Source organism: Acidovorax sp. FHTAMBA (assembly GCF_038958875.1).
Taxonomy (GTDB): domain Bacteria; phylum Pseudomonadota; class Gammaproteobacteria; order Burkholderiales; family Burkholderiaceae_C; genus Acidovorax.
Map to the genome: position 1 here is coordinate 515293 of NZ_CP152407.1, position 25792 is coordinate 541084.

Annotated in this window: 27 protein-coding genes and 1 pseudogene; 15 read left to right on the forward strand and 13 right to left on the reverse strand. The window is 58.5% G+C overall.

Features of this window, described 5'->3' with window-relative positions; all coding sequences use genetic code 11:
- The first annotated feature begins 269 nt into the window (after positions 1 to 269).
- From AAFF19_RS02330 to AAFF19_RS02350, 5 genes are all read left to right on the forward strand, one after another.
- Complete coding sequence (locus AAFF19_RS02330; RefSeq protein WP_342721816.1) at positions 270 to 1775, forward strand: AAA family ATPase; 1506 nt, start codon at positions 270 to 272, stop codon at positions 1773 to 1775.
- A 1-nt stretch (position 1776) separates the two neighbouring features.
- A complete protein-coding gene (locus AAFF19_RS02335; protein WP_342721204.1) occupies positions 1777 to 2757 on the forward strand; it encodes a hypothetical protein in 981 nt (326 codons plus the stop codon).
- Between the two features lie 566 nt (positions 2758 to 3323).
- Entirely contained in the window at positions 3324 to 3548 is a 225-nt protein-coding gene (locus AAFF19_RS02340; protein WP_342721205.1) for a hypothetical protein, read from the forward strand.
- 53 nt (positions 3549 to 3601) lie between these two features.
- On the forward strand, positions 3602 to 3928 hold the full coding sequence (locus AAFF19_RS02345) for a helix-turn-helix transcriptional regulator (RefSeq protein WP_342721206.1): 327 nt from the start codon (positions 3602 to 3604) through the stop codon (positions 3926 to 3928).
- Positions 3873 to 4958, forward strand: a complete 1086-nt coding sequence (locus tag AAFF19_RS02350) for a reverse transcriptase family protein (RefSeq protein WP_342721207.1) — start codon at positions 3873 to 3875, stop codon at positions 4956 to 4958. Before AAFF19_RS02345 ends, AAFF19_RS02350 begins: the two co-directional genes overlap by 56 nt.
- Positions 4959 to 5175: 217 nt before the next feature.
- Here AAFF19_RS02350 and AAFF19_RS02355 read toward each other — a convergent pair whose 3' ends face one another.
- Positions 5176 to 7926, reverse strand: coding sequence for a DNA methyltransferase (locus tag AAFF19_RS02355; protein WP_342721208.1), 2751 nt, complete (start codon positions 7924 to 7926; stop codon positions 5176 to 5178).
- Positions 7927 to 8169: 243 nt separating this feature from the next.
- On the opposite strand from AAFF19_RS02355, the gene AAFF19_RS02360 reads away from it, so the two are divergent.
- Positions 8170 to 8349, forward strand: a complete 180-nt coding sequence (locus AAFF19_RS02360) for a hypothetical protein (protein ID WP_342721209.1) — start codon at positions 8170 to 8172, stop codon at positions 8347 to 8349.
- 423 nt (positions 8350 to 8772) lie between these two features.
- On the opposite strand, the gene AAFF19_RS02365 is transcribed toward AAFF19_RS02360, so the two are convergent.
- Together AAFF19_RS02365 and AAFF19_RS02370 are read right to left on the reverse strand one after the other, a co-directional pair.
- Positions 8773 to 9582: a helix-turn-helix domain-containing protein gene (locus tag AAFF19_RS02365; RefSeq protein WP_342721817.1), complete on the reverse strand. Its 810-nt coding sequence runs from the start codon at positions 9580 to 9582 to the stop codon at positions 8773 to 8775.
- 192 nt (positions 9583 to 9774) lie between these two features.
- Positions 9775 to 10152 carry a helix-turn-helix transcriptional regulator gene (locus AAFF19_RS02370; protein WP_342721210.1) on the reverse strand — a complete coding sequence of 126 codons (378 nt, stop codon included), beginning with the start codon at positions 10150 to 10152 and terminating at the stop codon, positions 9775 to 9777.
- A 47-nt stretch (positions 10153 to 10199) separates the two neighbouring features.
- Here AAFF19_RS02370 and AAFF19_RS02375 point away from each other — a divergent pair, with 47 nt between their 5' ends.
- From AAFF19_RS02375 to AAFF19_RS02385, 3 genes are read left to right on the forward strand one after another with little or no spacing between them, the layout of a single operon-like run.
- Positions 10200 to 10517: a DUF4031 domain-containing protein gene (locus AAFF19_RS02375; RefSeq protein ID WP_342721211.1), complete on the forward strand. Its 318-nt coding sequence runs from the start codon at positions 10200 to 10202 to the stop codon at positions 10515 to 10517.
- Position 10518: 1 nt separating this feature from the next.
- On the forward strand, positions 10519 to 11742 hold the full coding sequence (locus tag AAFF19_RS02380) for a nucleoside triphosphate pyrophosphohydrolase family protein (RefSeq protein ID WP_342721212.1): 1224 nt from the start codon (positions 10519 to 10521) through the stop codon (positions 11740 to 11742).
- A complete protein-coding gene (locus AAFF19_RS02385; RefSeq protein ID WP_342721213.1) occupies positions 11739 to 12413 on the forward strand; it encodes a uracil-DNA glycosylase in 675 nt (224 codons plus the stop codon). The genes AAFF19_RS02380 and AAFF19_RS02385 overlap by 4 nt, the downstream gene beginning before the upstream one ends.
- On the opposite strand, the gene AAFF19_RS02390 is transcribed toward AAFF19_RS02385, so the two are convergent.
- From AAFF19_RS02390 to AAFF19_RS02430, 9 genes are all read right to left on the reverse strand, one after another.
- Positions 12383 to 13246: a hypothetical protein gene (locus tag AAFF19_RS02390; RefSeq protein ID WP_342721214.1), complete on the reverse strand. Its 864-nt coding sequence runs from the start codon at positions 13244 to 13246 to the stop codon at positions 12383 to 12385. The two genes, AAFF19_RS02385 and AAFF19_RS02390, sit on opposite strands and share 31 nt — an antisense overlap.
- Positions 13247 to 13249: 3 nt before the next feature.
- Positions 13250 to 13888: a C1 family peptidase gene (locus tag AAFF19_RS02395; RefSeq protein WP_342721215.1), complete on the reverse strand. Its 639-nt coding sequence runs from the start codon at positions 13886 to 13888 to the stop codon at positions 13250 to 13252.
- Positions 13885 to 14919 carry an ImmA/IrrE family metallo-endopeptidase gene (locus AAFF19_RS02400; RefSeq protein WP_342721216.1) on the reverse strand — a complete coding sequence of 345 codons (1035 nt, stop codon included), beginning with the start codon at positions 14917 to 14919 and terminating at the stop codon, positions 13885 to 13887. The genes AAFF19_RS02395 and AAFF19_RS02400 overlap by 4 nt, the downstream gene beginning before the upstream one ends.
- Complete coding sequence (locus tag AAFF19_RS02405) at positions 14916 to 15281, reverse strand: helix-turn-helix transcriptional regulator (protein WP_342721217.1); 366 nt, start codon at positions 15279 to 15281, stop codon at positions 14916 to 14918. The genes AAFF19_RS02400 and AAFF19_RS02405 overlap by 4 nt, the downstream gene beginning before the upstream one ends.
- Positions 15278 to 15559 (reverse strand): hypothetical protein, encoded by a 282-nt coding sequence (locus tag AAFF19_RS02410; protein WP_342721218.1) that lies wholly within the window; start codon positions 15557 to 15559, stop codon positions 15278 to 15280. Before AAFF19_RS02410 ends, AAFF19_RS02405 begins: the two co-directional genes overlap by 4 nt.
- 829 nt (positions 15560 to 16388) lie before the next feature.
- The gene (xseB, locus tag AAFF19_RS02415) at positions 16389 to 16661 is read right to left on the reverse strand and encodes an exodeoxyribonuclease VII small subunit (RefSeq protein WP_342721219.1); all 273 of its coding nucleotides are present in this window, start codon (positions 16659 to 16661) and stop codon (positions 16389 to 16391) included.
- Positions 16658 to 18382 carry an exodeoxyribonuclease VII large subunit gene (gene xseA, locus AAFF19_RS02420; protein WP_342721220.1) on the reverse strand — a complete coding sequence of 575 codons (1725 nt, stop codon included), beginning with the start codon at positions 18380 to 18382 and terminating at the stop codon, positions 16658 to 16660. Before xseA ends, xseB begins: the two co-directional genes overlap by 4 nt.
- 625 nt (positions 18383 to 19007) lie before the next feature.
- Positions 19008 to 19457, reverse strand: coding sequence for an HAD domain-containing protein (locus AAFF19_RS02425; RefSeq protein WP_342721221.1), 450 nt, complete (start codon positions 19455 to 19457; stop codon positions 19008 to 19010).
- A 77-nt stretch (positions 19458 to 19534) separates the two neighbouring features.
- Positions 19535 to 20041: a hypothetical protein gene (locus AAFF19_RS02430; protein ID WP_342721223.1), complete on the reverse strand. Its 507-nt coding sequence runs from the start codon at positions 20039 to 20041 to the stop codon at positions 19535 to 19537.
- A 66-nt stretch (positions 20042 to 20107) separates the two neighbouring features.
- On the opposite strand from AAFF19_RS02430, the gene AAFF19_RS02435 reads away from it, so the two are divergent.
- Positions 20108 to 20410 carry a helix-turn-helix transcriptional regulator gene (locus AAFF19_RS02435; RefSeq protein ID WP_342721224.1) on the forward strand — a complete coding sequence of 101 codons (303 nt, stop codon included), beginning with the start codon at positions 20108 to 20110 and terminating at the stop codon, positions 20408 to 20410.
- Positions 20411 to 20592: 182 nt separating this feature from the next.
- On the opposite strand, the pseudogene AAFF19_RS02440 reads toward AAFF19_RS02435, so the two are convergent.
- Positions 20593 to 20790: pseudogene (locus AAFF19_RS02440) on the reverse strand (magnesium chelatase domain-containing protein); the annotation flags it as partial.
- A gap of 213 nt (positions 20791 to 21003) precedes the next feature.
- Here AAFF19_RS02440 and AAFF19_RS02445 point away from each other — a divergent pair.
- From AAFF19_RS02445 to AAFF19_RS02465, 5 genes are all read left to right on the forward strand, one after another.
- On the forward strand, positions 21004 to 21735 hold the full coding sequence (locus tag AAFF19_RS02445) for a TorF family putative porin (protein ID WP_008903678.1): 732 nt from the start codon (positions 21004 to 21006) through the stop codon (positions 21733 to 21735).
- A 44-nt stretch (positions 21736 to 21779) separates the two neighbouring features.
- Positions 21780 to 22118, forward strand: a complete 339-nt coding sequence (glnK, locus tag AAFF19_RS02450; protein ID WP_008903677.1) for a P-II family nitrogen regulator — start codon at positions 21780 to 21782, stop codon at positions 22116 to 22118.
- 36 nt (positions 22119 to 22154) lie between these two features.
- The gene (gene amt, locus AAFF19_RS02455; protein WP_182120902.1) at positions 22155 to 23585 is read left to right on the forward strand and encodes an ammonium transporter; all 1431 of its coding nucleotides are present in this window, start codon (positions 22155 to 22157) and stop codon (positions 23583 to 23585) included.
- Positions 23586 to 23797: 212 nt separating this feature from the next.
- Positions 23798 to 24940: a glycolate oxidase subunit GlcE gene (gene glcE, locus AAFF19_RS02460; RefSeq protein ID WP_342721225.1), complete on the forward strand. Its 1143-nt coding sequence runs from the start codon at positions 23798 to 23800 to the stop codon at positions 24938 to 24940.
- Positions 24941 to 24981: 41 nt separating this feature from the next.
- Entirely contained in the window at positions 24982 to 25791 is an 810-nt protein-coding gene (locus AAFF19_RS02465) for a YoaK family protein (protein WP_342721226.1), read from the forward strand.
- Position 25792: the final 1 nt, after the last annotated feature.

A 25792-nucleotide genomic window follows, 5' to 3' on the forward strand; every position in this document is an offset into this window, starting at 1 on the left:
TGGCAGCCAACTCCCGGTACTCAGCGTTTGTCTCGGAGCGCTACTACAGCTCACAAGCCGCGGCTATCGAGCACAATCCAAGAGCATCGCGCCTAGCGTGCGGAGACGACAGAAAGAGGTGTGAATTGAGAAGCGACGGGTACGCACGAGACGAGGTCCTATTTGCCGGATCTCAAAGTCTGATCGAGCCAGAAGGGCGGTACCAAGACTGTCTGGTCATCGTCCCCCGTGGAAATGACCGCCGCGTCGAAGGAGGCTATTTGGTTGATGTGTGGGTATTTCCGGTAGGTCATTTTGGCGAAGTTTTGGATCGAGTAGGTGGCAAGTTGTTCTTCGTTCTAGAAGATCAGAGACCCGACGGCCCGCTAGAACTTGAATCAAGTTCACTAGTCGCGTGGATCTCAGGCCAAAGCCAGCTGCAAGCCGCCGACGATTTCGTAGCGAAGCTCGGCGACTTCGTGTTGTCACTATCAGATCGCGACGCCTACCGGAAGATAGCGTCCGCATTAGCGGGAGCTGCACAGCGCCTGCTAATGAAAGCGCACGATATCGCCGTGCTGAACGCCTACCATCCCAATTCTAAAAGCCTGACCCGAGCCAGAGCGTTCGCAACATTTCGCTCGATCCTCCTTAAGGGCGACGAAGAACTATTCGCCTTCGTATCCATTCGCTCTATCTTGAACTTGGCGTTGAGTGGATCGCAGCTGAAGAATGCTGCATCTATTGAAGCGGACGTTCGGGTGGCTGCAGGCCTCGAGCTGCCTGTTTCATTGAACTTTGGAGAAGCACTCCATTCCCTGAACCCAATCAACGTAGTTATAGGCTCGAATGGTCAAGGGAAAACACGTCTACTCCTCGGGCTCGCGCAAGCCGCTGTAAGCCGAATGCTATCGATGCGCGACGATGTCGGCGCTGAGTTATTGCAACCAGATTCACTTAAGGTGGTTGCATTTACCTACGAGCCCTCGCACTGGAGTCGATTGAGAACCCACGGTATTGAAGTGGTGTCAATGGGCATTGACTCTGCTTCTTGGCGGCGCGTCACGTCGTTGATCCATCAAATTGCATCGAGTGACGACGGGCAGGACAATCTTCGTCAAATCGAGCTAATACTCGCCCAATTCATTCCCACCGACGAACTCTTTCTGCCGCTCATAGCCCGCGAGGTGGATGGCGTCGAGAGAATTCAATTCCGTGAGTTCATCGAGCGAATGAGCGCTAATCTACTGGCAGGGGTAGATCTGACGAAATCTCCGATCATGGAGGCGCCGACGAAGGGCACTTACTCGCTGAGCTCGGGGGAAAAGAGTCTTCTAAGCTTTTGCTTATCGACGTTCCTCCATACCCGCGGTGGAGCACTCGTTCTCATTGATGAGCCTGAAAATCACCTGCACCCGGCCTTCATTTCTCTGCTCGTGAAGACTCTTGTCAGCACGCTGGTAGCAACGGAATCGCGGGCTGTGGTCGTCACTCATTCACCGTTTGTTGTTAGAGAAGTGGATCGCAGTTCAGTGTTGATCTTGAAGCGAAACATGGAAGATTTGCCGGAGCTGTATCGCCCTTCTCTCCAAACCCTAGGTGGCGACATCTCCATGATCGTGGACCACGTATTTCAGGACGGAAGCATCAAGAAGGCTTACGAGCGCCGTATCGACGCGGTCATCGCCGAGAGAATGGCAGAGGGCGCCCAGATTGTGACAAATGATCTCGTGGTGGATTTGGGCAATGACGGCGCGCGCTATCTGCACGCACAAGCAGCTCTGGCAGGTAACTGAGATGCCCACCTATCTCGGTCTGGCGCGAACTGCACAGGAAGACTTGGCTGCAGTTCAAACCTACATCTCCAAGCAAGGCAGTGGGTGGCAGGACATCCAGCGAGTGTTTGCCAGAGTCGCAAAGATGTTTGCGCTCTACTCCGAAAGCTACGCTGAACCCGGCCGTATGCTCCTCAGGGCATCTGAACTCGAGTTTGCGCAGGCAATGTACCGGCTCTACGACTCAGACGCCAACTACTTGCGTTACAAAAATGCGCCTCGCAAGCCGGGCTATGTTGGATGCTGTCCCTATTGCGGAATAAAGGGGTCAATGACCGTAGATCACTACCTTCCACGAAACAAGGAAGCGTTTCCCCATTTCTCAGTTCTTTCCGCCAATCTGGTGCCTGCCTGTAGTGGCTGCCAGGGGCACAAACTCGCCTACTACGCACCTTCGACCGGGAGGGTCGTGCGCAACTGGCGGCGGCAAGTAAAGTCAATAGATCGGTTGCAGCGTCCGTATCGATTTAGAACAAGCGAGAAACGGATTCTCCATCCTTATTTTGATCGTTGCCTGGCCGAGCAAGTTCTCATCGCGCACATCGAAATCGATGCGGGAGGTACACCGTCACTTGTGTCGATTACGCCCCGACTTAATTTGGCTAGATCGACCCGGCGCTCTATCGAGTTTCATCTCGAACGTCTTCACGTGCTCGAGCGCGCCAGGGGCGAAGTGGGGCACCTTCACAACGCAATTTTGAAGGGTATCAAGGGTGTACTGACACCGACCGAATTGCTCGAAAATTTGGAGACTCAGCTTGCCTCGGCACAAAGTCGCGGCGGAAGTCCAAACTTCTTCGACGCACTCTACTTGCGAGCGCTGATCCTCAGGAAGGATCTGCATTCACAACTGCTACACGAGGCCGCAGTTCCGAAAGCAGAGTTAGTGCGCGTCAGCCAAGTTCGTCGAGTAAAGATCCCTGCTCGTCGCGGACGTCGATAGACGGGCGAATGTCGGCCGCTTAGGCGCGAGGATACTGGGGCTGCTCCAGCTCACTTGCCCTGTTGATTTCCATGCAAAGCTGACCCACCGGGGGTTAGTGGGTCACTTCTGCGTGGAAATCAACATCCAGACCCTACCGAAATGTTACATTTTGACTCCTTAAATATTCACTGACAGTGAAGTTTTGAGGTGAAAAGTCCGGATTATGTGGTTCAATGCATCAACGGCGGGGGGAAACATGGCCCCGGCGCGGTTCAGTAAGTTTGTGATTTCTCTAACCCAGAAGGTAGAAGGCTCAGTGGTTGGGTGCCAGTGATGGCGCCGCTTCGTCAGGCAGTTGATGAAGCAAGAACGCAGCTCGCAGTCAGACGGCGGCGAGCGGACAGCGAAGGTCCCAGACCCGCAGCGATCAGCGCTAGGTGCTCAAAGCGCAGTGCGATTGGTCTAGGTGGGGACGTTCGATAGTCAGCGGCAACTGTGGTGGGCTTGGTGTCGAGTTGGCTCCTTTACGGCGCTGCCTTGAATGGGGACGCAGGGCAATTCCGCTCTGTATAAGGAGAGTCCACATGGACAAACAAACTTGTGAGAACCACATCGCGGTCCTGAAGAAGGTCCGTGGTGCTTGCGATAGCCAACTCGACGTAGGTGTTAAGGCTGAATTGGATGCGGTAATCGAGGCGCTTGAGCGTTTCGAACCGGACCATGGCGCTGAACGGGCAATGAGGCTCGCGCAGCGCGCACTTCAGATCATCGCGGTGATTGTCAAAATCATGACGAACATCGGAGGCTGATGTGATGCCAAACACCCCAGGCCCATTCTTTGTTTTTCTAGGTTGAGGCATAAATGGACATCGGCAACGCAATCCAGTTGGCGAGGAAGAAGCGAAAGCTCTCGCAAGCGGAATTGGCCGAGCGCGCGGGCATTTCTGCGTCCTATCTCTCCATGCTCGAACGAAACCGGCGCGACCCCCCACTATCGACGGTGAGCCGCATAGCTAAAGCTCTGGTGATGCCCGTCGAGATACTGTTTTTCCTAGGGGCCGAAGGTAGCGAGCTGGGGCGACTGGACCGAGATCTTGCTGGCCAGTTGGCATACACCGCCTTGGAGCTACTGAATGAGCCTGTTCCTCCTCAAGCCAAGTTACCCGCACAAGCCGATCTGGAGTCTTGAGAATCTCGCTGATTCACTGCGCGTGAGCAGCGCAGAGTTGAAGGCCATCGCAGCTCTTGCAGATCGTTCCTACACCCGAGTCCAGTTAGAGCCCGGCAGCACCCGCGAGGTCTTCTCCGCCAGGCCACGGCTTAAAGAAGTTCAAAACCGTATCAAACTCGCAATCCTGACGCGTGTGGCATTTCCTCGCTACTTGACCGGGAGCGTCAAGGGACGGGACTACATCACCAACGCGCAACTGCATTCGGGTGCCAGGATTCTCATCTGTGAAGATGTCACCAAGTTCTTTCCCTCGGTCAGCGCAGAAAAGGTCTTTGACATCTGGAGGCACTTTTTCGGGTTCTCGGATCAGGTTGCACACCTGTTGACCCGGCTGACCACGAAGGCCGGTTCACTGCCTCAGGGCGCGAGCACCAGCAGCTACCTGGCGAACCTTGTGCTTTGGCGCGAAGAACCGTTGCTTCAAGCGAAGCTGGCCGCCCATGGAATTACCTACTCGCGCTACGTTGACGACATGTCCATGTCGTGCAAAAGCAAGCTCAGTACCGAGGAAATCGAGCATGTGATCGCCGATGTCTACGGCATGTTGCGAAAGAACGGGTTATCCGCAAAGCGCAAGAAGCACGAAGTATTCACTAGCTCGGAACGGATGATCGTGACCAAGGTGGTGGTGAATGCCAAACCATCCTGGAACGGACAACGCCGCGCAGCCGTGCGGACGCAAGTCCACGTGCTGGAACAGCGAGTGTCTTCAGGGGAAACCGGCGCAGAGCTGTACAAGTTCGTTGACAGGACCGGCAACCTGGTTGGGCAACTGGGACGGTTTCACAAGCGCGAGGCTGAACTTCTGCGGCAAAGGGTTCGAAGGGCGCGCGAGATCCTTCAATCAAGAGGTATGACGTTCACGACTACAGCCTCGACCCAGCCTCATACTGATGCCGACCCTCCCTCGTTCCCCTGGGAATCTTCGCCCCAATCATCCAATAACCGCGCTAGCCGCTCAATGCGGTGGCGGTGCGGCATGGTGTGACCGCCCCTCCCAGTCCACTTCGATGAAAATGGTCGGCTATATAGTACGCTGTGTAAATTCCATTTAGATTTGCCACGCCTGTTCCTCTTTGCTTTGAACGGCATTTTTCGCGGAAGCGTTTATAACGCTTTCCCCCTGTAAAAGCAGGCTTCTTCGATACGTTCTAACTCAGCACGAAAGGCTAGTTTCGGATCAGTACTAGTGCGACGACCTTCTGTCAGGCATCGGTTTTGCCTGCTTTCTTTGCGGGAGCCATCGTGTCGAGTGCCGCCTTGTGCTTCGCATAACGCTCAAACAGGAAGGCCACGCGCTCAGCCTCCGTCTTAAAGACCGTCCTCCCGTAGGCAACATCCACAGCCTTGTCTAGCTTCTGATGAGCCTTCAGGAGCTCGGCTGGCATTGCCAACGGGTCATACATCTCCGCAAGTGTGGCTTTTGAAAAATTTGCCCTTGTGTCAAGGACTACCTGTGCCGCAGCTTCGATGGCTGTACGCTGCTTTTCGGTTGGCTCTGGCCAAGGAAAATTGTTGTACACGATGCCCGCCGAATATCGGTAGTCGCTCTTTATCCGCCCGCAGACGGTACGCACCCAAGCCATGTGCATGAGAGAGGTGAGAACACCGAAGTGGTACGGCGTGGCCTCTGGAATGACGTAAAGCTGATTTGAGGCTACAACCTTCGGAGGTAAGAAGGCGATTGGTATGTAGAGCCTTTTTTCAGACGATGCTGTCGGCATGGCCAGGTAGGGTTTGCTGGGCTGCCGAACCTCAGCAAACAGTGTTGGGGTTGTCGCCAAGCTCTTCGTTGTCTCTCTATCGCTGCCACTCCTCCATTTTCGAACGGCTTCAACGCGCCGATAAATCGGCGGAAGACTACGGAGCTCACCTGGCGCAGCGTCCTGCAGCCACAAGCACCACCGTGGCTCGCTGTGTAAGAACTCTCTTCCTCCGATGAACTCCCGAATGAATTTCTTGGCTCCAGGGGACTCGGCAAGGATTGCGGCCTTGTCGTTAGCGAACAGCGTGAAGTGCCCATCGTCAAGGGCAAAACTTCCATAGTTCACTTCGGGTGAGGAGAAAAGCGGTTCACGACGGTTCTCCAGCAGCGTAATGGCAGCATCCACGAGGTACGGATTGAGCCTGGCCACAGTAATTTCAACCGGCTCGGAGTTTGGCTTTTCGTACTCAAAAAGCCGCTTCGTCGGGACTGATTGCCGCCCGAAGCCGATGATGACGCAGTGCACCGCAGCTTTTCCCTTCGCTTCGCTTGACCACTCGAACGTGCGGTGGGCAAAGTTGATGGTGACACCTCGCCTCAGAAGGTCTCCCCATAAAACTCCGACTTGTTCTCCCTGGGTGATGGAATTTGTAGACACTAACGCGGCCAGAATCTGGTCGTTCTGAACCATCATTTCCGCAGCTTTTCGGTACCAACAGGACACGTAGTCAAGGATGCCGGCACCTTTCAAGCTGCCAAAGGTAGCCAAGACTTCCGCCTTCTGAAGGCTGGTCTGCTCCTTCTTCCCAATGAAGGGCGGATTGCCGACGATGTAGGTGAGGTCCTTGGGCTTAACGACTGTCTGCCAGTCGATGGCCAGGGCGTTACCGTGAACGATGCTCGGTGCCTTTTTCAGCGGTAACCGGGCGAAGTACTGGCCGAACTCTTCAGAGACGCACAGGTTCATCTGGTGGTCGGTCATCCACAGGGCGACCTGGGCAATCTGTGCTGCGAACTCCTCAATCTCGATGCCGTAGAACTGGTCCACGTCCACGAACATGATTTGGCCAATGTCGAGCAAGCTGCTGGTAGACGCCTTGAATGTTTCGCGCAGGACATCGAGCTCTAGAAGACGGAGCTCGCGGTAGGCGATGACGAGGAAGTTTCCGCATCCGCAGGCGGGGTCAAAAATTCTGATGCTGCCCAGCTTCTCGTGGAAGGCCAACAAGCGCTTCTTGTCGCGCTTAACGCGCTCGAATTCTTCCTTCAGCTCGTCAAGGAACAGAGGCCGGAGAGCCTTGAGAATGTTGCCTTCGCTGGTGTAGTGGGCCCCGAGGTTGCGCCGCGCCTTCTTGTCCATGATGGACTGGAAGAGCGCCCCAAAGATGGCCGGCGAAATCCGCGCCCAATTCAGCGTCGTGCAGTCGAGCAAGGTCTCGCGCATCTTCGAGTCGAACGAGGCCAGCGGTAGCGCTTCCTCGAACAGCTTGCCGTTGATGTATGCGAAGGCCGCCAGTTGATCGTCGAGATTCTTTAGCCTTTTGGCCTGTGGTGTGTTGAGGACCTGGAACAGATTGGCCAGCAGGGCCGCCAGGTCGGAGCCGTCTTCAGCGGACCTAAGCTCTATCAACTCCTTAAACTGCTGCCGCTCGAAAATCGCGTTGTCCTCGGCGAACAAACAGAACAGCAAGCGCACAAGGAAGACTTCGAGGGGGTGCCCCTCGTAACCGATGGCCTTCAACTGGTCATGTAGCTTACCGAGCTTCTCGGCCGCCTTGATGTTGACCGGGTCTTGCTCGCCGAAGCTGCGGGTTTCATAGCCAGCGATGAAGCCGAAGAGCCGTACGTTCTTGTGCAGCTCCTTGAGGGTGAATTCGTGTTCGTGACCTTCGTCGAGGTCATACAGCCGGAAACGGCCAAAGTCTGAGACCAAGACGTAGCGGGGGAGGTCACGCTCCTTCAAGCCGCTGAAGTAGTCCGTGGCCTGGGTGAACGCACGGTCCAGGTCTTTACCCAGTGACTTGTGCTCAACCAGGAGCACCCCCTTCCACAGAAGGTCGATGAAACCGCCCTTCCCGTCTGACTTCTTGACCGGTGTTTCGAAGGATGCGGTGCGGCGCCGGGTGATGCCGAAGACATTGAAGAAGGCGTCCCAGAAGCTCTTGGCTTCAGCGTCCTCCGAGGCCTCCCCTTCCCATTCCTTTGAAAATGCAACAGCTCGTGTTCGTATCTCATTCCAGCTCAGCGGCATGCAGTCTTTCTCTCAATTTTTATAGCCTGTGTGCAGGGACGCGGCCACAGGTATTTTGCTGTGTGTCAGGGCGAGCCCCTTGGTGCTGCGCACCAAAGGTCGGACAACAGGTTCCGGTACGCCCCCCCCGAGCATCGAGGCAGGTCGCGGCCCTGCGGGTAACCAAAAGACCATATCGCAGAACCACGTTGGACTCTCTGACCAGCACTGAGGTATCGCAAAGCAGTCGTTGGTGAACGCAACATGATTATGGACGTGCTGGCGCGCGAGCAAAAATTCATCAACTCCTCTGTGCAAGAGCGCCCCCATACCGAGCTTAAAAAGCTCAACGACATCCGCTTCGCAATCCCATTCAGTATTCCCGACATCCTGCGCGGGATGTTCAACTATCTGAACGAGAAGCGCGCGGTTATGAAAGACTAGGTTTAGGCTACCCGGTTGCTGGACACCGGCCGGCGAGCGGGGACAGGTCAGGGCAGTCGGAACAGTGGGACACGGTTCGGACCATTTGCAACCGGCTGCGGGACTTGCTTCCGGAAGAGCAGCAAGGTAATTGAGGAATGCAGATATTCACCAGGCTTGACTGATTAGACCGGCCGCACTTTGCAGAAGAGATCGTTCGAGCCGTTCAAGTGGCGACGCTGTTGACGATAAGCAAACTCGAGGGAGTGATCAGCCAGTGAGCTCGACGGCGCTCACCGAGCGTTCTTGGCGACAAAGGTCCGCCCAACCCGTGAACCTCGAACGACTCACAACAGCCTGAAGCAGTCAATGGCTAGTCATCTGGACGTACATATCGTCGCCGCTGAGTACATAGTTGGGACAGTCCGGCCCACCATTCGCCGTTTACTGCTGATTGAGCAGTGCCAGCGCCTTGCGCTTGCCCAGCTTGAGCACTGCAGCGATGCGCTCCAACTGCGCGGCCCGTGGATGGACTTGGCCGGTCTCCCACTTGTAGACCGACAGCGAGGAAGCACCCAGCATTTGGGCCATCTGTTTCTGTGTGATGCCGAGTGCCGCGCGTTTCTCGATCAACACCTGAGCATCGAACTGGAGCTGCTTTGATCTCTTGGGAGTGGCGTCTTCTGCCACTGCCTTGACTTTGGGCGCATCCGTTGCCTTGACCTGCCGTTGAGTGGCTTTGAGCTGGGAAGTCAGTGCCTTGACCTCTCGCTTCAGAGCTGCGATCTCTGAGCGATGGCCATTGATCGCTTTGCGCATACCCTGAAGTTCAGGCTTGAGCTCCCTGCGAGCCATACGAACAACTTCAGCGCGAAAGGCATTGGAAAACGTATTCATAGGCCCAATGGTAACTATCGCGACCGGCTGCTCCTGGCCGCTTGCGGCCGTTGACGGAGGATACCTGCTGCAGGTGTTCATGGTGCCGGACTGACGGGTCATCATCACCGGAATGCCCAAAGTGGTCATGTAGCCAGACTGAGTGTTCAAGTGAACCGGAATACGCAACCGCTCAAGGGCCACGCGCTGGCGGGCCTCACGCAGCCAGCGGTGCACCATGTTTGGGTTCAGGCCGTGACTCAAAGCCACGGCTGACACTGAGGCTCCCGACTGGCGTGTTTGCTCCAGGACGGCGTCCTTGAACTGCCCCGTGTACTCGCGCCGCATTGGGCGCTCATCTATCGACACTCGATCCATCGTCTCCACGATCCTCCATCGTGGGGACGATGCACGATCACGTCGAAAGCTTCAAGATGGGATGGCCGGACGCATACACTGCAGCGGACGTGAGATCGGCCTGGCGCCCTCAACACCGACTCTCTCTGCAACAGACAGTTCGGCCAACTGCCTGGTCAGGTAGACCAGCGACTCTTCGGTCTCGCGTTGGACTTAGCTCCGCTCCGAAGGCGACAGACGTTTCTTTGAGTGACTTGCCGCTGCCGATCCTTCCAGCAAGTCAAATAGCTGCGCGAATGCTGGGACGCTGCTCGGCAGTGATTTCAGTATGGCCTCGAAACGTCCAGTCAAGGCATTGTGGTCGCGCGGGTGATCCGTAACACCAGGGTATGCGATATCCAGAAAATTGCACAGCTTTTGCACATTCTTGCTGTAGGTTTTGAAATTGCCGCGTTCGCAGCGACTGATCTGCGAATGGTGCACGCCGGTTGCGCTACTCAATTCGGAAATGCTGAGAAATGATCGCAACCTCGCCGCCTTTAGTCGTGCACCAATGGTCTCAGATTGAGTTGGTTTGATCTTCTTGCGCATTGTGTGAATTATGTGCAAAAATTACAAAATAGGGTGGGAATTGAACGATGACTGTTTACGTTGACAATGAGCGCATTCAGTGGCGCGGCAAACTGTGGTGCCACCTTGTCGCGGAGTCTCTCGACGAACTCCACGCTTTCGCTACCACTCTTGGACTTCAGCGCCGTTGGTTTCAACACAAGGCGTCCTATCCGCACTACGATGTGACTACTGCCGTTCGGGAGCGCGCCCTGTTGCTTGGCGCACTCCCGGGTACCAAGGAGCAGATCATCACCAGTGCAAAACTCTTGCGAACGGAGCTCAAGGTGCAATCAACACTGGCTGCAGAGAATGCTCATTCCACGCGTCAGCTGGAGATCGCCTGATATGTCGCCTCTCCAAATCAAAGAACCTCCTCTTACCGTGGCTGAATACTTTGAACGGGCAGGCGATACGGATCGATTTGGACAAATGCCCGATGGGCTGACCCAACTGGGCTTCGGGCTCTTCGGAGAAGTGGGTGGCTTGCTCGCAGCTCTGAAAAAGTCTCGCAGAGACAAGCTGAAGGAACCCAAAACGCAGATTGCAGGCGAGGAAATCGGCGACGCCCTCTGGTACCTCGTGAGCTTGGCGACCCACCGCAGCGTCGCACCTGATGTACTGGCGACGTCCTGCATGATGAGTCTGCGCGATCGCCTTAACGAAGCTCCGCTGGTGCCCAAGCCTGGCGTGACTTTCGAGGAGATTGACGGTCTCGTGGAGGTCCATCATGCGGAACTCCAGGACCAGAAAGAAAAGCTGCTTCGCGCATTGGCTGGGAGTTGTGGCCAGTTGACGGAGCATACTCAGGAGGAGTTGGAGGCTTTCTCGCCAGAAGCGGTCGCCAAGTCGTTAGGCGGACTGATGGCCCAGCTCGCGCTGATCGCATACTGCTTTGAGCTAGAACTCGCCGATATTGCAAGGGAGAACCTCGGAAAAATTAGGGACCGCTGGCCGGGTAAGGATCCAGAGTTCAATCGGCTGTTCGATGCGACCAACTGCGAGGAGTATGAACGCTTTCCCCGCCAGTTCGAGATCGAATTCGTTGAGCGTCAGGTGGGGTCGCGAAAGGTCGTTGTACAGCGGATGGGCGGCGTCAATATTGGTGATCCGCTTACCGACAACAGCAACGTTCCAGACGGGTACAGCTTCCACGACGTTTTTCACCTGTCCTATGTTGCACATCTAGGCTGGTCACCCGTCATGCGGGCACTTCTCAAGCTCAAGCGAAAGTCTCGCTCTGAAATTGACGAGAATGAGGACGGAGCACGCGCGATCATCATTGAGGAAGGCATTGCCACCTGGATCTTCAACCACGCAAAGGAACGCAAAGATTTCTTCGAAGGCGTGGCAAGGGGAGAGCTGGAGTTTGGCCTGCTCAAGCAGGTGCGCAGCATGGTGACGGGATACGAAGTAGCCGAGTGCCCGACATGGCAATGGGAAATCGCTATTCTTCGCGGCTTCGAGGTGTTCCGGCAGCTGAAATCTGCAGGTCGGGGTATCGTGAAAGTTGATATGGAAAATCGCTCTCTGGAATTCGTCCTTGATCGGGAAGTGAAAGTGCCAGCATGACTCCCACCAGTTTTGTCCAAGCCCTCGCTGCAGTGAAGCTGCCGAATGTGTTCAACCCCTACGCCGACATCTGTGAGGTGCATGATCGGTCAAATGCGGCGGCCATGCGTCGTCGCGGGCTACGAACGCTTCTCACTGCGGCGCAGGCGATAGGTATTGACACCCTCTGGATGGGGCGCGATCTCGGCTACCGAGGCGGCCGTCGTACTGGCTTGGCCCTCACTGACGAAATGCAGCTGATGCAATTCCCGTCTATTTACCCGGGTGCTGAGCCTGAGAAGTCCACCCTTGGCCCTGCCGTGGCCGAGCGGACTGCGGCCGAGATATGGGCTGTTTTGGCGCAGCTGGATCTGCCGCCGTTACTGTGGAACGTGTTCCCTTTTCACCCACACGAGCCGGGCAACGCCTTTACGAACCGCAAGTTCACGGCTGCGGAATTGCGCGTTGCGGATGGGTTGAATCGTCAGCTGATCGCTTGGCTGGGCATTCGGCGCATTATCGCGATCGGTCAGGATGCAGCACACTATGCCGCGCAGTTCGGTGTCCAGGTGGAGTGCGTCCGGCACCCCAGCTACGGCGGAGTGACAGAATTCCGCGACGGCATCCGTCGTTTATATGGGTTGCCCCGCCCCCCCGTGGCTCACGCCGGAGAGCAAACCTCGCTGCTCTGAGCAACTGCGGTTGCAGGTTCCGCCGGCGAGGTTTTCATGGCCGCCTCAACCCCGGCGAGTACTGCCTTACCAGAACCGACACCGCCCCAGCTTTCGTAGTCGAGGTGAGCATCCGTTGAGATGCATGTCAGCCTCCCTGCGGGAATCCCCGTCTCAGCCGAAACGAAGCTCAGCAGATAGCTCAAACCCACCAAGTTACCGAGTGCTCGCTGGGCATAGTAGTGTGAGCGATAGATGGCCGTGAGCTCCAAGCTTCGCTTTTTGACAAGCTTGAAAGTGAGGTGGCTGAGGCAGGGAAAATTTGAGACCATCGCCCCATCGCGAGCCGCGCCGTACAAAGGAACCTCACAGAATGCGCGGTCCTCATCGATGTCGGAGACGTCATGCACGCCCAATTCGTAGTTGGAAGTGTATGCCTTCCCGGCCCCTGCCGCACGTCGCAGCTTTTGAGTAACCAATTCCAGCGGGTTGATTATTGAGCCAGGCGTCTTGCCTGCTCGTCGCATAAGGCGCATTGCATAGGTTCCCCAGGTACCTGGTTCTTGGGCTCGATCCATGATCGTAAGAAACCTATCGGTGAGTTTCTCCGCTCCCACCTTTTTGTACAGCGCATAGGGGAAAATTGTGCCCGCCACCGTCTGAACACTTAGATTCTGATGCCTGCGGAGGGCATCATCAACGACGCCGATTGCTACGCGCTCGTTAGGCAGGACAGTCATCGGGTCCGCGATCTCCAAGAGGATGTTTCTGTCACGCCGGTCATGCCGCTCCAGATGACGCATCGCTTGGAGCCAGGCTGGAACGATTCGATCTTCGGTAATGATTCCACTCATTTCCTATCTCCCAAAAGCTTCTAGAACGTGCAGATCGACGAAATCTTCCGGTAGCCAAGCGTGCCCATCCACGCCCCAGCCCACCCCCCAGCTATTGCGGATCAGTAAGTAACGCTTGCCCTCAACGTCCATACCCCATCCCACAGCGAGCAGTGCGTGGTACGCGTCGGGAATGACGCTTACCTGATGGACTACAACGCCGGCAATAGGTGCGAACAGGCCTTCAGTGACGCGAACCACCAAACCAACTATCTGGTTGTTGGACAGGCCATCAAGGATCACCTGCATGGTGGGCTGATGCAAATTGATCGAGCTGCAGTACAGGTGTTGCCCTTCGGGGCAGGCGGGCATGCCGACAATGACAGGGTCGTTGAGTTGATACGGGAAATGCTCATCCAGAGGTTGTCCAGGCATTTTGGTAACCGTGATGGCATCAACCGATCGCAAGCCTTCGCCGATCTTCCATCCGGGAGAAATGGACCCTGCCGCCTGGTACAGAAATTCAGCGCTGAGCACGCTAGGCGCGGAGCTCTCCGCGCGATTGAGATCCGACATGGCGAAAGCCATGCAGGTGCTGCGCTGCCCTTGAGACCGAGCCGGTCCCAATGACGTGGAAAGGTCTACGACAGGTCGAATACTCATCCTTGCAGGGCCTCCTGCAGATGACGCTGTCGCGTTCCTAGACTGAGGCCATCTGGAAGTACCTCATATTTCGCGCGCAGGCTCAAGTGTTCAAGTTCTGCTCCGGGAGGCTCCCAGGGCCTGCGTTCGGCCAAGGCCACCGGGAGTGTATGTGTGCTTTCCGTACTAGCCTCTGTCGGTTCCAGTACGTACTGCATATCGCGCTGCGCACCTGTCACGACCGGCCCTGCAGGTTTGGCCTCATGACTCACGTCTCTGAGCACGGGGCGGATGGTGAAACCCGCATCTGCCGCCTCATCCATTGTCCAGACATAGCCCGCCCCCGCATGGCTGGGGAGACGCAGGAGAAAGCGATCCGTTGCACGAGGCTCGATCACCACATCGCGATCAGAAGGGTCCAGGAGCCAGACATCGCCGCCGTTACGGGGCATCTCGATGGCACCGGCTAGAGTTGCTTCTTTCACTGCCCTAGGCTGCACCCTGTTCATGACTGTTGCCGCGTTAGGCGCCAGCCAATTGAACTGTTTGAGCTGCCACACCATCGCTTGGTAGCTCACTCCAAGACGCAGCGAGAGTTGGTAGACGATCTCAGCATGTTGTAAATGGCTTCGCCCCCATCCTTTGCGCTGCATGACATGGAGCAGCAGCCAGCGCGGCATCAATAGCTTGAACGCAAACTCGTTGGCTGCCTGCTCGTGGGGCGCCGCCTTTTCGCCGTACTCCAGGTGCTCATCCGCCGTGGTGTCATGCCCCAGGAAGTAGTGGCCCAGTTCGTGCGCGCAGGTGAGGTGCAGCAGGCCTACGGGGCGCCGTGAATTCACCAGGATGCCCGGCATTCCGTTGGGCTGAAGAAATGCCCCGAGTAACTTTTCCAGAGGCCGCATCATCACTGGCACCCCACCAGCCTCGGCTATCGCCACGGGATCAACACGCGTATATCCGTCTTCCTGAACGCGTCGCTTTGCTTGCGCACCGTCAAGAATCTCTGCGGCGCGCTTGGAAGCATCCAGAAGTTGATCGCGCAAACTCATTTGCTGCTCCGTGAGCCTTTGTTGCTGGCGGATGTCCGCAGAAATTCTGCAAAACGCGCGACTTCTTCCAGGTCCTTGCTAGATAGTCCATGTAGTGCTCGGGCGGCGAAGGCAACTTTTGTTTCTGCTGCAGGTGCTTCACCTCTCAGGAGATAGTCCACCGTTTTCCCGTACAAGCGGGCTAACTGCTCCAGTTCTAACGACTCGACCTTACGCACGCCCGACTCAATGTTACTGATGGCCGGGCGAGATAGATTTAGCGCGCTCGCCACTTCTTCTTGAGACAGTCCGAGATACTCGCGGGCCTCGCGCAGCCTGCTGGCCATCAGTGCCCGCTGTGTACTTTGATCGTCAGTGCTCATTTGCTGTGCTCCTTGACGTATTGGATGACACGAGTACTCAAGTCATCCATGAATTGCTTCATGCTGTCGTAACCGCCGCGGCGAATAACTTCACCGGTGGGAAGTTCCATACCCACAATTTTCTCGATATCGATCAATGCGGAGACAGCAGTCATGGAGTCCATGGCCGCGACCAATCCATCAATAGACGTGGACTCGGCATCCAAACCGAGAGACTCCTCCTCCCAGAATTTCTCAAGCGACTGTCGTATCTGGTCAACTGTGTCACTTTCGATCATTTTGAGCTCCTGGAAGGTGTTCGTTATCCTCACACTGGTTGTAATAATATCGTACATACTGGATATGTCAACAGTAGTGCAGTTTTGCGAGCTTTGATAGTCTGCACGCTTAACTTGTGGGTCTAAAGGGGCGAACTGCCGCAACTGGGGCCTCGACGCTGTGGTCAAAGATACCGCGGCAGCGCTGGTCCACCATTCCTGGGAACCCGAGACGCTCAAACCTCGGCTGCAGAGCGCAAGCGCCTAGATGTCCGGCAAAGCTCGTCGTCGTAGGCGCACTGCGGGCTCTGTAGTTCCTCACTAGTCCTAAACTAGCTTTGAAGAGTCGCTCAATCCGACCGACACCCTGGTCGCGCGTGGCCAAGTGCTTTTGGCGGTCCACCGGCCCAGATAACGAGTTCCGGCATGTATATCTATTTCACGAACGACCGCCCAGCCAGCGATGTGCTGGTGGAGCCAACCGTCGAATTGCATCACTGGCGCATTTTGAGGCGGGGCAGCGGCACCTTGCACATAGCGGCGCAAGTCGCTTCAGGATCGTTTCGAGTCACCTCTTCATTGATCGGCATCGACCTCGCGCAGAGGACCGTCAGGACGGAATCAGGCCGAATCTATCGCCTGTGTACGCCACCAGAGGACGAGTCAAGTTTGCGCACAATGATGACCGTCAACGCGTCGCGTGACCTCGTGCACATATCTGACGACATAAGTGATGTGATCTGGGGCGCAGTCACATCTGGTGCCTGGCCAACGGGCATGAAAGGCCTCTTACCGCCATCTCCATAGACCTTCGGTGAGTTCGTTGATGAGGTGCGGTCATGCTCTCCTTTCAGAACGGAATGTCATCGGGTTCCTGACCAGGGGCCGGGATCTTGGTCGCGGCTGGCTCTGAAGTTACGGTGGTCCCCGTCGTCGCCCCACCCAGGGCTTTCTCCAGCGCCTTCTCCACCGCATCAATTCGCGTCTGGCAGACCTTGTAGGCCGCCACAGATTCCTCCACGATGCTCAGCAGGTCATCAATGTTGGGTTCTGTCTGTTTTCGCAGAGTCTGGGCATGTCGCTGCAGTACTCCGTACGATTCTTTGAAAGTGTTGTCGCTCATGGCTTGCTGTCCTGGGTGAGCTCTGCGGCCCGTATTCCGTCTCTGAACTGGATGGTGATATGAGTCTCGGCGCTGTTCGCACTGGTAATGGCCTTGCCAGAAGCATCGCGCGCTAGCACGAATCCCCGACTCAATGTCTTGTCCGGCCCTTGCCCGGCGATCTCGCGCATTAGAGCCTGGGTGTCTGTCCTTGCGTCCGCGAGGACCTTGCGTGCTTGGGAGACTAGGTCTTCGAAGTTGTGGGCGGTGCTGTCCTTGACGTAACGCACATCGGCTGCAGCTCCGTGGATCACAATGTCCTTGTGGGCTTGGACTTGGTTGCGGGCGACCTGAAGTATCTGCTTGGACTCAGCACGGATCTCGGAGAGCAGGGCCGGAACCTCGCTGCGTGCTGTGCTCAGTTGCTGCGCTGCCAGGCGACGCACTTCGTAGAGGTGAGTTGTAGCCTGCTCTGCCGCCGCATGAAGGGCCTGAGCTGAATTCAAGCGGGTCTGGGCCAACAGTTCCGACGCCCGCTGGCGGCTGCGGGCAATCTCCTGGCGTGCACCGGCTTCTATGGCAGTGAAGTGTTCAACAACGGTGGGCCGGGCTCCGCCCACCGTACGGGTGACCTCCTGGATGATTTCTGCGTACAGACCCTTGGCTTCCTGGACCCGTTGCAGGATCAGTCGCTCGATACCGGCAATCACCTTGGAGGGCGTGTCAAAGCGAATGTTGGCGACCTCATCCAGTACGCTGTTGTCCCGTTCATGCCCAATGCCTGTCAGGACCGGCACATCGGTCTCACAGATGGTACGCACCAGCGCGTAGTCATTGAGCCAGGCCATGTCATTGATGGCCCCGCCACCCCGGATGATCGCCACGGCATCGGGGAGACCGCCAGCCTCCCGCATGCGCTCTACGGCACCTAGCAGTTCCAATCGAATCTGAGCCGCGGCACCGTCCCCTTGGAAGCGACTGTGCACATAGACGAACCGGCAGATGCTCAGGCCTTCCAGCCTTCGTGCCTCCGCCTGGAAATCCCCTAGCCCAGCGCCACCCTCCGGAGCAACCACCAGGACCAAGTTGTAGTCCCAAGGAGTCGGCAACTGTCGGTTGAGATCGAACAGTCCTTCGAGTTGGAGGCGTTCACGGATCTCACGCTTACGCGCCTCAAGATCGCCGAGGGTGTAGTTCGGGTCAATGGCATCTACTTCCAGGCTGAAGCCGTGCTGGGGTTTGAACACCGGTCGCGCCCGAACAAGCAGCTTGATCCCAGGCCCGACCTGAGCTCCGGTAGCGGCCTCAAACTGGGGCAGTATTCGGCTCGCAGTGCTCGACCAGATAATGGCAGTGGCCTTGGCGGTGATCACCCCGGATGTATCCCGCTCGGAGACCTCCAAGTACACATGGCCACCGCGCACCCGCGTGTCCACCACCTCCACTAGGACCCACACTCCTGACTTGAAGGCTTGGGCCACTGCCGTCGAGACCCCCTGCAGCAGCTGGGACAGCGGCATCCCCCGCTGGCTCAATGAGACCGGGGCTGTAGCGGGGGGCGGCACCACAAGCGAGGATGAAGGTGTAGGGGCTGAATGGTCAGCTGGCAGCCACTGGGCAAAAGGGGCCAGTTCACGACCTTGGGGCACATACCACTGGCGGCGACTGGGATCCCACCGGGCGCCCAGGGCTTTGACGCGATCTTTATCGGCGAAGGAGGAGACGAGATAGGTGCCGCTCATTGGTTGGAAGAAGCAGGCGCAGAGATCTCTCGCGCGCCCGTACGCCAGGATGCCAAGTCTTTGAACTCGCGCGAGCAGCCAGAGCACACCAGTCGGTCGGCATATCTCATCGCTCCAGCGGCATCGCGTTCGACCACCCGACGGTAGCTCGTGGCTCCACAGAGGCCGCAGCGGTTCAACTGAATTGGTTGGGCGGAGGGCATCGGCAATAGGGGTTGGCTTGCCACGGGCAGTTGCCCGTGGCTGCAGTCAAAGAATTGTGCAATAAAGGCGCGCCGTCAGGTTGAGCTTGCGTGGTTAAGCGAATCACAGGCTGGTGCAGGAGTTGATGCGGAAGAGGAAACCGCTTGGCGGTGCGCGTTCGTGTGTCCGGACTTCTGTTCAATCAGCAATTGAACAGTTTTGCGGTCAACTTCGCGTGCTGCAGGCCGGGATTCCAATGATGCCTGGAAGTAACTTAACTATAGATTCGACTATCAATCTATAGTTAAGTTGTGTATTTTGGCCCGCCGTGGGTCACTGGGCAGCATTGTCAGAAACCGCTTCAGGAAAACATCCTGGTTTTTTTCGGTGCAGTGTTGACTACACTAGATCGGGAACAACAGGAACTTGGGCGCAAGTTGGCTTACAAGTTGCGCAATCGCTCGATCAGTTCATCGGCTCTAGCTGTGGTTATGCCGGTCTTGCCATCCACGAGAAACAAGGAGCGATTGAATGGTCGGAAAAGCCATGCGCGGTCGTCCAAAGCCAGCCATGGAAAGATAGCGCGGTCATTCCTACGCAACCATGCGTAGCACTCCGCTTCGCGCTCATAGCTCAGCAGTGAACTGGGGACGTCTGCGAGACTGCTAAATTTCCCCGTAGTGCCAACAATTCGGTGCGCCATGTTCGGCGAGAAACGTGAACGCAAGCCATGGAATGGCACAGTGAGGCGCCAAGTGCTTGTGATCACGACCTCGCAATCAGGTACTTTATGCAACACCTTCTCAAACACAGGTAGACAACAAAAGTGCCGTGAATCGTGGCAATGCTCGGGGTGCAAGACTCCATCGATATCCAAAAACAATGTGCGCAACGGGGATCCCTATCGTCCTGGATGTTGGTGGGGCTGCTTAAGGGATCGACCTCCACAACACGATCAAATGCTCTCCTTTACCTCAGTGGAACAACTCCGGCTCGATTCATAGACGGCATCTGTAGCACACGGCTTTCTCGAACACCCGAGGTGAAGGGCTCGACGGGGAACTCAACAAGGCATGCCCGCCGTCCCAGTTCGGCCAGCGGAGTATCGAATTGCGAATGTGCGTAGTGTTTGCCAGCAGCCGTCTCATAAACCAGAGCCTTGTAGCGCGGTGACTCCGGCTCTTCTGCCTCCCAAATGGTGGCAAGTTCATCAAGCATCCAAACCCCAGTCTTGTTCATCTCGCCTGGTGTCATGACCCGGGCAGATGAAACGTAGTGCTCATGCACGGTGCAGAAATTCACCAACTCAGTGACATCGTGAACCGAGCTGAGCATGCAAGTCGTTCGACCATTAAATACTGGGGCAGTCAATTCCACTAGGACGTACAACGTACGGTCTTCCAATGTACTGACTGGAATCGGCAGACCCTGACTACTTTCGATGGCGCCCTTCACCGAGGCATAAACGGAAATCATTGGAAAACTATCAAATGAACACTATAGATTGTAGTCCTATGGTATTCGTTTGACGGTAATTGGGAGATGCCCTCCCGACGCATTCCTTCAAACCACCTGCCAAAAGTGCTCAGGTTGGTTCGTACTGCGCGGGGGCTTACACAAGAGGACTTTGGTGTTGTCTCCAGCCGCACATACATGAGCGGGCTGGAGAGGGGAATCAAGAATCCCACCTTGAAGAAAGTCGATGAGATTGCTTCCGTGATGGAGGTGCATCCACTCACTCTCTTGACTCTGGCCTATGCGGAGTCCACCGAGCTAAAAGATGTGCGTGAACTCCTCCAAGTGGTTCAGCAGCAGGTGGTGGATCTTCGAAAACAAGGCGTTTAGAGGGCCCGCAACGGCCGGTGCGTAAATTCAGTCCGTGACCGGCATGCCCTCTGACACGGTGCCACTTATCCACAATCGGCGAGCCGCGGGTAGTTATCCACAACAACTGCGTTGATATCAAGCTGGTTCGAGAGTGTGAAATTACCTTGCACACATCGCTAAAAAAGTGCTTGACTACATTTAATGCGCTTGTTGTGCGGGAACTCCAGTCCTGCGTTCTGCAGCGCAGAGCGCACGCGCTCGCGCGCCTCTTTCACCTCCACCTCGGCCAGGCCCACCAGCGTGAAGCTCGGCAGACCATTGGCCAGATGCACTTCCACGGTGACGGAAGGCGCCTGCAGCCCCAGAAGGGCGCGGCTTTGCACCAAAGCAAGACTCATGAAGCGGTTTCTCCCCAGATGGGTGCGTTTTATGGTTTTTTGACACCGCGTGCCGGACAGGCGCACCAGCAAGGTGCGGCAGAACCGGGCGCGCACCGCCACTGTAGCGGGGTTCGCTGTAACGCAACGCAACGGGGAGCGGGCCATGCACCGGCGCGTGGCACGGTCCGTGCTTAAAGGGCTTGTCCCTACTTTGTCCCACCCGGAGGAAACATGACCCGCGCCATCATCAAGACCCTCGGCGTTGCCCTTGTGGCAACCCTGCCCCTGCTGGCCCACGCCCAGCTCAGCGGCAACGTCAGCCTGACCACCAACTACAAGTTCCGGGGCCAGGACCAGGATGCCTCCAGGTCCAAGGCCGTCAAGCCCGCGCTGCAGGGCGGTTTTGACTACGCCTTCGGCGACACCGGCTGGTATGTCGGCAACTGGAACTCCAGCGTCGACTGGCTTGCCAACAACTCGCTCGAGGCCGACCTGTACGGCGGCTACAAGTTCAAGGCCGGCGATGTGGACCTGGACGTGGGTGCGCTCACCTACATCTACCCCGGCAACAGCTCCGGCAACACCACCGAGCTGTACGGCGGCGTGAGCTTCGGCCCTTTCAGCGCCAAGTACTCGCACACCGTTTCCAAGGACTATTTCGGCTGGGCCGGCGCCAAGGCAGGCTCGGGCCTGAAGGGCCGCAACACCGGCTACCTGGGCTTCACGTTTGCGCACGAAGTGGCGCCCAGCATCACGGTCAAGGCCACGGTGGGCTTCACGCGCTTTTCCAGCGACATCAAGGACCAGGGCGTACCCAACTACATGGACTACAGCGTGGGCGGCGCGTATGACTTCGGTGACGGCCTCTCGCTCGGCGCGGCCGTGGTGGGCGCCAACAAGAAGGCCTACTTTGGCGATGTCAACAAGTCGCGCGTGATCGTCACGCTGACCAAAACCCTGTAAGCAAACCCCATGGGCGCGCTGCGCCCGTTCCGGAGGAATCGAAAATGAAAATGGTGACAGCCATCATCAAGCCCTTCAAGCTGGACGAGGTGCGTGAAGCGCTTTCGGACATCGGCGTGCAAGGCATCACAGTGACCGAGGTGAAGGGCTTTGGCCGCCAGAAGGGCCACACCGAGCTGTATCGCGGTGCCGAGTACGTGGTGGACTTTCTTCCCAAGGTGAAGATCGAGGCCGCCATTGCCGACGACCTGGTGGACCGCGTGATCGAAGCGATCGAAAGCGCCGCCCGCACCGGCAAGATTGGCGACGGCAAGATCTTCGTGACCCACCTGGAGCAGGTGGTGCGCATCCGCACTGGCGAAACCGGCAAGGAAGCCCTGTAAAGGCCCGGCCGCAAACCATCCAAGAAGAGAAACGCCATGAAAAAACTGTTTGCTTCCTTCATTCTCGGGCTCAGTCTGCTGTCCTTCGGCTCTGCAGCCCTGGCCCAGGCGCCCGCTGCGCCTGAAGCTGCTGTGGCAGCCTCGGCCGCCGCCGAGGCTCCTGCTGCCGCACCCGCACCGGCCCCGGTTGCTGCCCAAGCGGCTCCGGCCGAGGCGCCTGCTGCCGCTGAAGCGCCTGCGCCCAAGATCGACTCCGGCGACACCGCCTGGATGCTGACCTCCACGCTGCTTGTGATCCTCATGACCATCCCCGGCCTCGCGCTGTTCTACGGCGGCCTGGGCCGCAGCAAGAACATGCTGTCGGTGCTGATGCAGGTGTTCGTGGTCTTCTCGCTGGTGTCGCTGCTGTGGGCCATCTATGGCTACAGCCTGGCGTTCTCGGGCGAAGGCAAGTTCCTGGGCGGGCTGGACAAGATCTTCCTCAAGGGCGTGAACCAGGAGACTTTTGGTGCGCTGGCCACCATTCCCGAGTACGTGTTCATCGCGTTCCAGGGCACGTTTGCCGCCATCACCGTGGCACTGATCGTGGGCTCGTTTGCCGAGCGCATCAAGTTCGCCGCCGTGCTCATCTTCTCGGTGCTGTGGTTCACCTTCAGCTACGTGCCCATGGCCCACATCGTGTGGGGTGGCGGCCTGCTGGCAGCCGATGGCGCGCTGGACTTTGCCGGCGGCACCGTGGTGCACATCAACGCCGGTATCGCCGGCCTGGTGGGCGCGTACATGGTGGGCAAGCGCATCGGTTACGGCAAGGAAGCCCTCACGCCCCACAGCCTGACGCTGACGATGGTGGGTGCCTCGCTGCTGTGGGTGGGCTGGTTCGGCTTCAACGCAGGCTCTGCCGGCGCTGCCAACGCCAACGCCGGTCTGGCGTTCATCAACACCGTGCTGGCCACTGCAGCCGCCACGCTGTCCTGGATCGCCGGCGAAGCGCTGCACAAGGGCAAGGGCTCCATGCTGGGCGCGGCCTCTGGTGCGGTGGCGGGCCTCGTGGCCGTGACGCCAGCGGCCGGGTTCGTGGGCCCCATGGGTTCCATCGTGATCGGCCTGATCTCCGGTGTGGTCTGCCTGTGGGGTGTGAGTGGCCTCAAGCGCCTGCTGAACGTGGACGACGCGTTTGACGTGTTCGGCGTGCACGGCGTGGGCGGCATCGTGGGTGCCATCCTGACCGGTGTGTTTGCCGCGCAAAGCCTGGGCGGCACCGGCGGCCTGGCCCCCGACACCTTCGCCATGGGCGCCCAGGTGTGGATCCAGGTCAAGAGCGTGCTGTTCACCATCGTGTGGTCTGGCGTGGTGGCCTTCATCGCCTACAAGATCGCTGATCTGCTGGTGGGCCTGCGTGTCTCGGAAGAAGCCGAACGCGAAGGTCTGGACATCACCTCGCACGGCGAGACAGCGTACAACCGCTGATCCTCGGCCCTGCGCCCAACGCGCTGCGGTGTCTGGTGGCACCGCAGCGTCGCAAGAAGAACCAGCGAGTTGCTCCCCCTGGGGATTGAACGGGCCCGCCGCTACACACGGCGGGCTTCTTTTGGTCTGTGGGGGGGCTCAGCCATTTGCACGCGCGCTGTTCAAAAAATTCACACCCCCGCCACGCCACCCTGAACACGGCTGCCGCTACGATGCAAGGCATGGACCTTGCCCTTGCCCAGATCACCGACCGCGTGCGCGCCGCTGCCGCCGACCAGACACCGCTGCGCCTTCGGGGGGGTGGAACCAAGGATTTCTGGGGCCATGCGCTCCAGGGCGACGTACTCGATACCCGCGTGCTGCGCGGCATCCTGAGCTACGAGCCGAGCGAGCTGGTGGTCACCGTGCGCGCGGGCACGCCGCTGGCCGAGCTGGAAGCCGCGCTGGCCGAGCAGGGCCAGTGCCTGCCCTTCGAGCCCCCCCATTTCGCAAGGACCCCCGCTGAGGGAGCCACGGTGGGCGGCATGGTGGCCGCAGGCCTGTCGGGCCCCGCGCGTGCCAGCGTGGGGGCGGTGCGTGACTATCTGCTGGGCGTCACGCTGCTCAACGGCCGGGCCGAGCTACTGACTTTTGGCGGCCAGGTCATGAAAAACGTGGCCGGGTACGACGTGTCGCGCCTCATGGCAGGGGCCTGGGGCACGCTGGGCTTGCTGACCGAAGTGAGCCTCAAGGTGCTGCCCGTGCCGCCCGGCGAGGCCACCTTGCGCTTTGACGACTGCAACCAGGCCGACGCGCTGCGCAAGCTGCACGCCTGGGGTGGCCAGCCCCTGCCGCTCAATGCCAGCTGCTGGGTGAACGATGGCACGGCGGGCGCGGGCACGCTGTATGTGCGCCTGCGTGGCGCCGTGGCGGCGGTGGAGGCCGCATGCCGCAGCATGGGCGGCACGCGGCTGGACAACGCCACCGTGGCCCCCGACTGGGCAGCCTGCCGCGAGCAGACCTTGCCCTGGTTTGCCGCCCGTGCCCAGCACCCGGACCATGCCCTGTGGCGCCTGTCGGTGCCCGCCACGGCGCCGGTGCTGACCCTGCCTGCCGGTGCGCAGCCCCTGGTGGAGTGGCATGGCGCCCTGCGCTGGGTGCAGGCGCCTGAATCCGCAGGTGACGCACTGCGCGCCGCTGCCGATGCAGTGGGTGGAAGTGCTTCTGTTTTTGTAGCTGCTGGCGCAAGTGGGACAAGCGCTGTAGGCCAATTTGACCTCAAATCCCCGGCGCTGGAGCAGATCCACGCCCGGCTCAAGCGCAGCTTCGATCCGGCGGGCATTTTCAACCCCGGCCGCATGGCGCCGGGCTGGTGACAGCGGCTGCCGCGCACCGCCGGGCCCTTTTCACGCATCTCATGCGACGCTTGCGCCACCTCACCGGACACCGCCGCACGGTCGCCAGCAACCGGGTGCTTGGCCTGCTGCTGGCCTTCAATGCCGGAGCGGTCAATGCCGGGGGCTATCTGGTGGTGCACCTGTACACCTCGCACATGACGGGCTTCGTCTCCATGCTGGCCGACAACCTGGTGCTGGGCAACATGGCCTTGGTGCTGGGCGCCGTGGGGGCGCTGCTGGCGTTTGTGAGCGGCGCTGCCACCACCGCCGTGATGGTGAACTGGGCGCGCCAGCGCAAGCTGCACAGCAGCTACGCACTGCCGCTGCTGGTGGTGGCAGTGCTGATGCTGGTGTTTGGCCTGGTGGGCGCCATCACGCTCAACTGGCGCACGCCGTTTGCCGTGCCCACCACCGTGTTGCTGCTGTCTTTCATCATGGGCCTGCAGAACGCCACCGTGACCAAGATGTCCTCGTCCCAGATCCGCACCACCCACATGACCGGCGTGGTGACCGACCTGGGCATCGAGCTGGGCAAGATGCTGTACTGGAACCGCACCGGCACCGCCCCCGAATCGCAGGTGCGCGCCAACCAGGCGCGGCTGCGGCTGTTTGCGGGGCTGCTGGCCATGTTTCTGGTGGGCGGCATTGCGGGCGCGGCGGGGTTCAAGCATGTCGGCTTCGTGTTTGTGGTGCCGCTGGCGCTGGTGCTGCTGGCCCTGTCGCTGCCGCCGCTGTGGGCCGACCGTGCGCGCTTGCGCCATCCGCTGCGCAAGCTGCCGGCATCGGGCCTGCCGCTGGACCCGCCGCCCGACCCACCGGCCATGCGCTGAA

Bases quoted from the DNA above. Each gene is read 5' to 3' on its own strand.
- AAFF19_RS02335 (WP_342721204.1), top strand. From the start codon at position 1,777: ATGCCCACCTATCTCGGTCTGGCGCGAACTGCACAGGAAGACTTGGCT.
- AAFF19_RS02340 (WP_342721205.1), top strand. From the start codon at position 3,324: ATGGACAAACAAACTTGTGAGAACCACATCGCGGTCCTGAAGAAGGTC.
- AAFF19_RS02345 (WP_342721206.1), top strand. From the start codon at position 3,602: ATGGACATCGGCAACGCAATCCAGTTGGCGAGGAAGAAGCGAAAGCTC.
- AAFF19_RS02350 (WP_342721207.1), top strand. From the start codon at position 3,873: ATGAGCCTGTTCCTCCTCAAGCCAAGTTACCCGCACAAGCCGATCTGG.
- AAFF19_RS02355 (WP_342721208.1), bottom strand. From the start codon at position 7,926: ATGCCGCTGAGCTGGAATGAGATACGAACACGAGCTGTTGCATTTTCA.
- AAFF19_RS02360 (WP_342721209.1), top strand. From the start codon at position 8,170: ATGATTATGGACGTGCTGGCGCGCGAGCAAAAATTCATCAACTCCTCT.
- AAFF19_RS02365 (WP_342721817.1), bottom strand. From the start codon at position 9,582: ATGGATCGAGTGTCGATAGATGAGCGCCCAATGCGGCGCGAGTACACG.
- AAFF19_RS02370 (WP_342721210.1), bottom strand. From the start codon at position 10,152: ATGCGCAAGAAGATCAAACCAACTCAATCTGAGACCATTGGTGCACGA.
- AAFF19_RS02375 (WP_342721211.1), top strand. From the start codon at position 10,200: ATGACTGTTTACGTTGACAATGAGCGCATTCAGTGGCGCGGCAAACTG.
- AAFF19_RS02380 (WP_342721212.1), top strand. From the start codon at position 10,519: ATGTCGCCTCTCCAAATCAAAGAACCTCCTCTTACCGTGGCTGAATAC.
- AAFF19_RS02385 (WP_342721213.1), top strand. From the start codon at position 11,739: ATGACTCCCACCAGTTTTGTCCAAGCCCTCGCTGCAGTGAAGCTGCCG.
- AAFF19_RS02390 (WP_342721214.1), bottom strand. From the start codon at position 13,246: ATGAGTGGAATCATTACCGAAGATCGAATCGTTCCAGCCTGGCTCCAA.
- AAFF19_RS02395 (WP_342721215.1), bottom strand. From the start codon at position 13,888: ATGAGTATTCGACCTGTCGTAGACCTTTCCACGTCATTGGGACCGGCT.
- AAFF19_RS02400 (WP_342721216.1), bottom strand. From the start codon at position 14,919: ATGAGTTTGCGCGATCAACTTCTGGATGCTTCCAAGCGCGCCGCAGAG.
- AAFF19_RS02405 (WP_342721217.1), bottom strand. From the start codon at position 15,281: ATGAGCACTGACGATCAAAGTACACAGCGGGCACTGATGGCCAGCAGG.
- AAFF19_RS02410 (WP_342721218.1), bottom strand. From the start codon at position 15,559: ATGATCGAAAGTGACACAGTTGACCAGATACGACAGTCGCTTGAGAAA.
- xseB (WP_342721219.1), bottom strand. From the start codon at position 16,661: ATGAGCGACAACACTTTCAAAGAATCGTACGGAGTACTGCAGCGACAT.
- xseA (WP_342721220.1), bottom strand. From the start codon at position 18,382: ATGAGCGGCACCTATCTCGTCTCCTCCTTCGCCGATAAAGATCGCGTC.
- AAFF19_RS02430 (WP_342721223.1), bottom strand. From the start codon at position 20,041: ATGATTTCCGTTTATGCCTCGGTGAAGGGCGCCATCGAAAGTAGTCAG.
- AAFF19_RS02435 (WP_342721224.1), top strand. From the start codon at position 20,108: ATGCCCTCCCGACGCATTCCTTCAAACCACCTGCCAAAAGTGCTCAGG.
- AAFF19_RS02445 (WP_008903678.1), top strand. From the start codon at position 21,004: ATGACCCGCGCCATCATCAAGACCCTCGGCGTTGCCCTTGTGGCAACC.
- glnK (WP_008903677.1), top strand. From the start codon at position 21,780: ATGAAAATGGTGACAGCCATCATCAAGCCCTTCAAGCTGGACGAGGTG.
- amt (WP_182120902.1), top strand. From the start codon at position 22,155: ATGAAAAAACTGTTTGCTTCCTTCATTCTCGGGCTCAGTCTGCTGTCC.
- glcE (WP_342721225.1), top strand. From the start codon at position 23,798: ATGCAAGGCATGGACCTTGCCCTTGCCCAGATCACCGACCGCGTGCGC.
- AAFF19_RS02465 (WP_342721226.1), top strand. From the start codon at position 24,982: ATGCGACGCTTGCGCCACCTCACCGGACACCGCCGCACGGTCGCCAGC.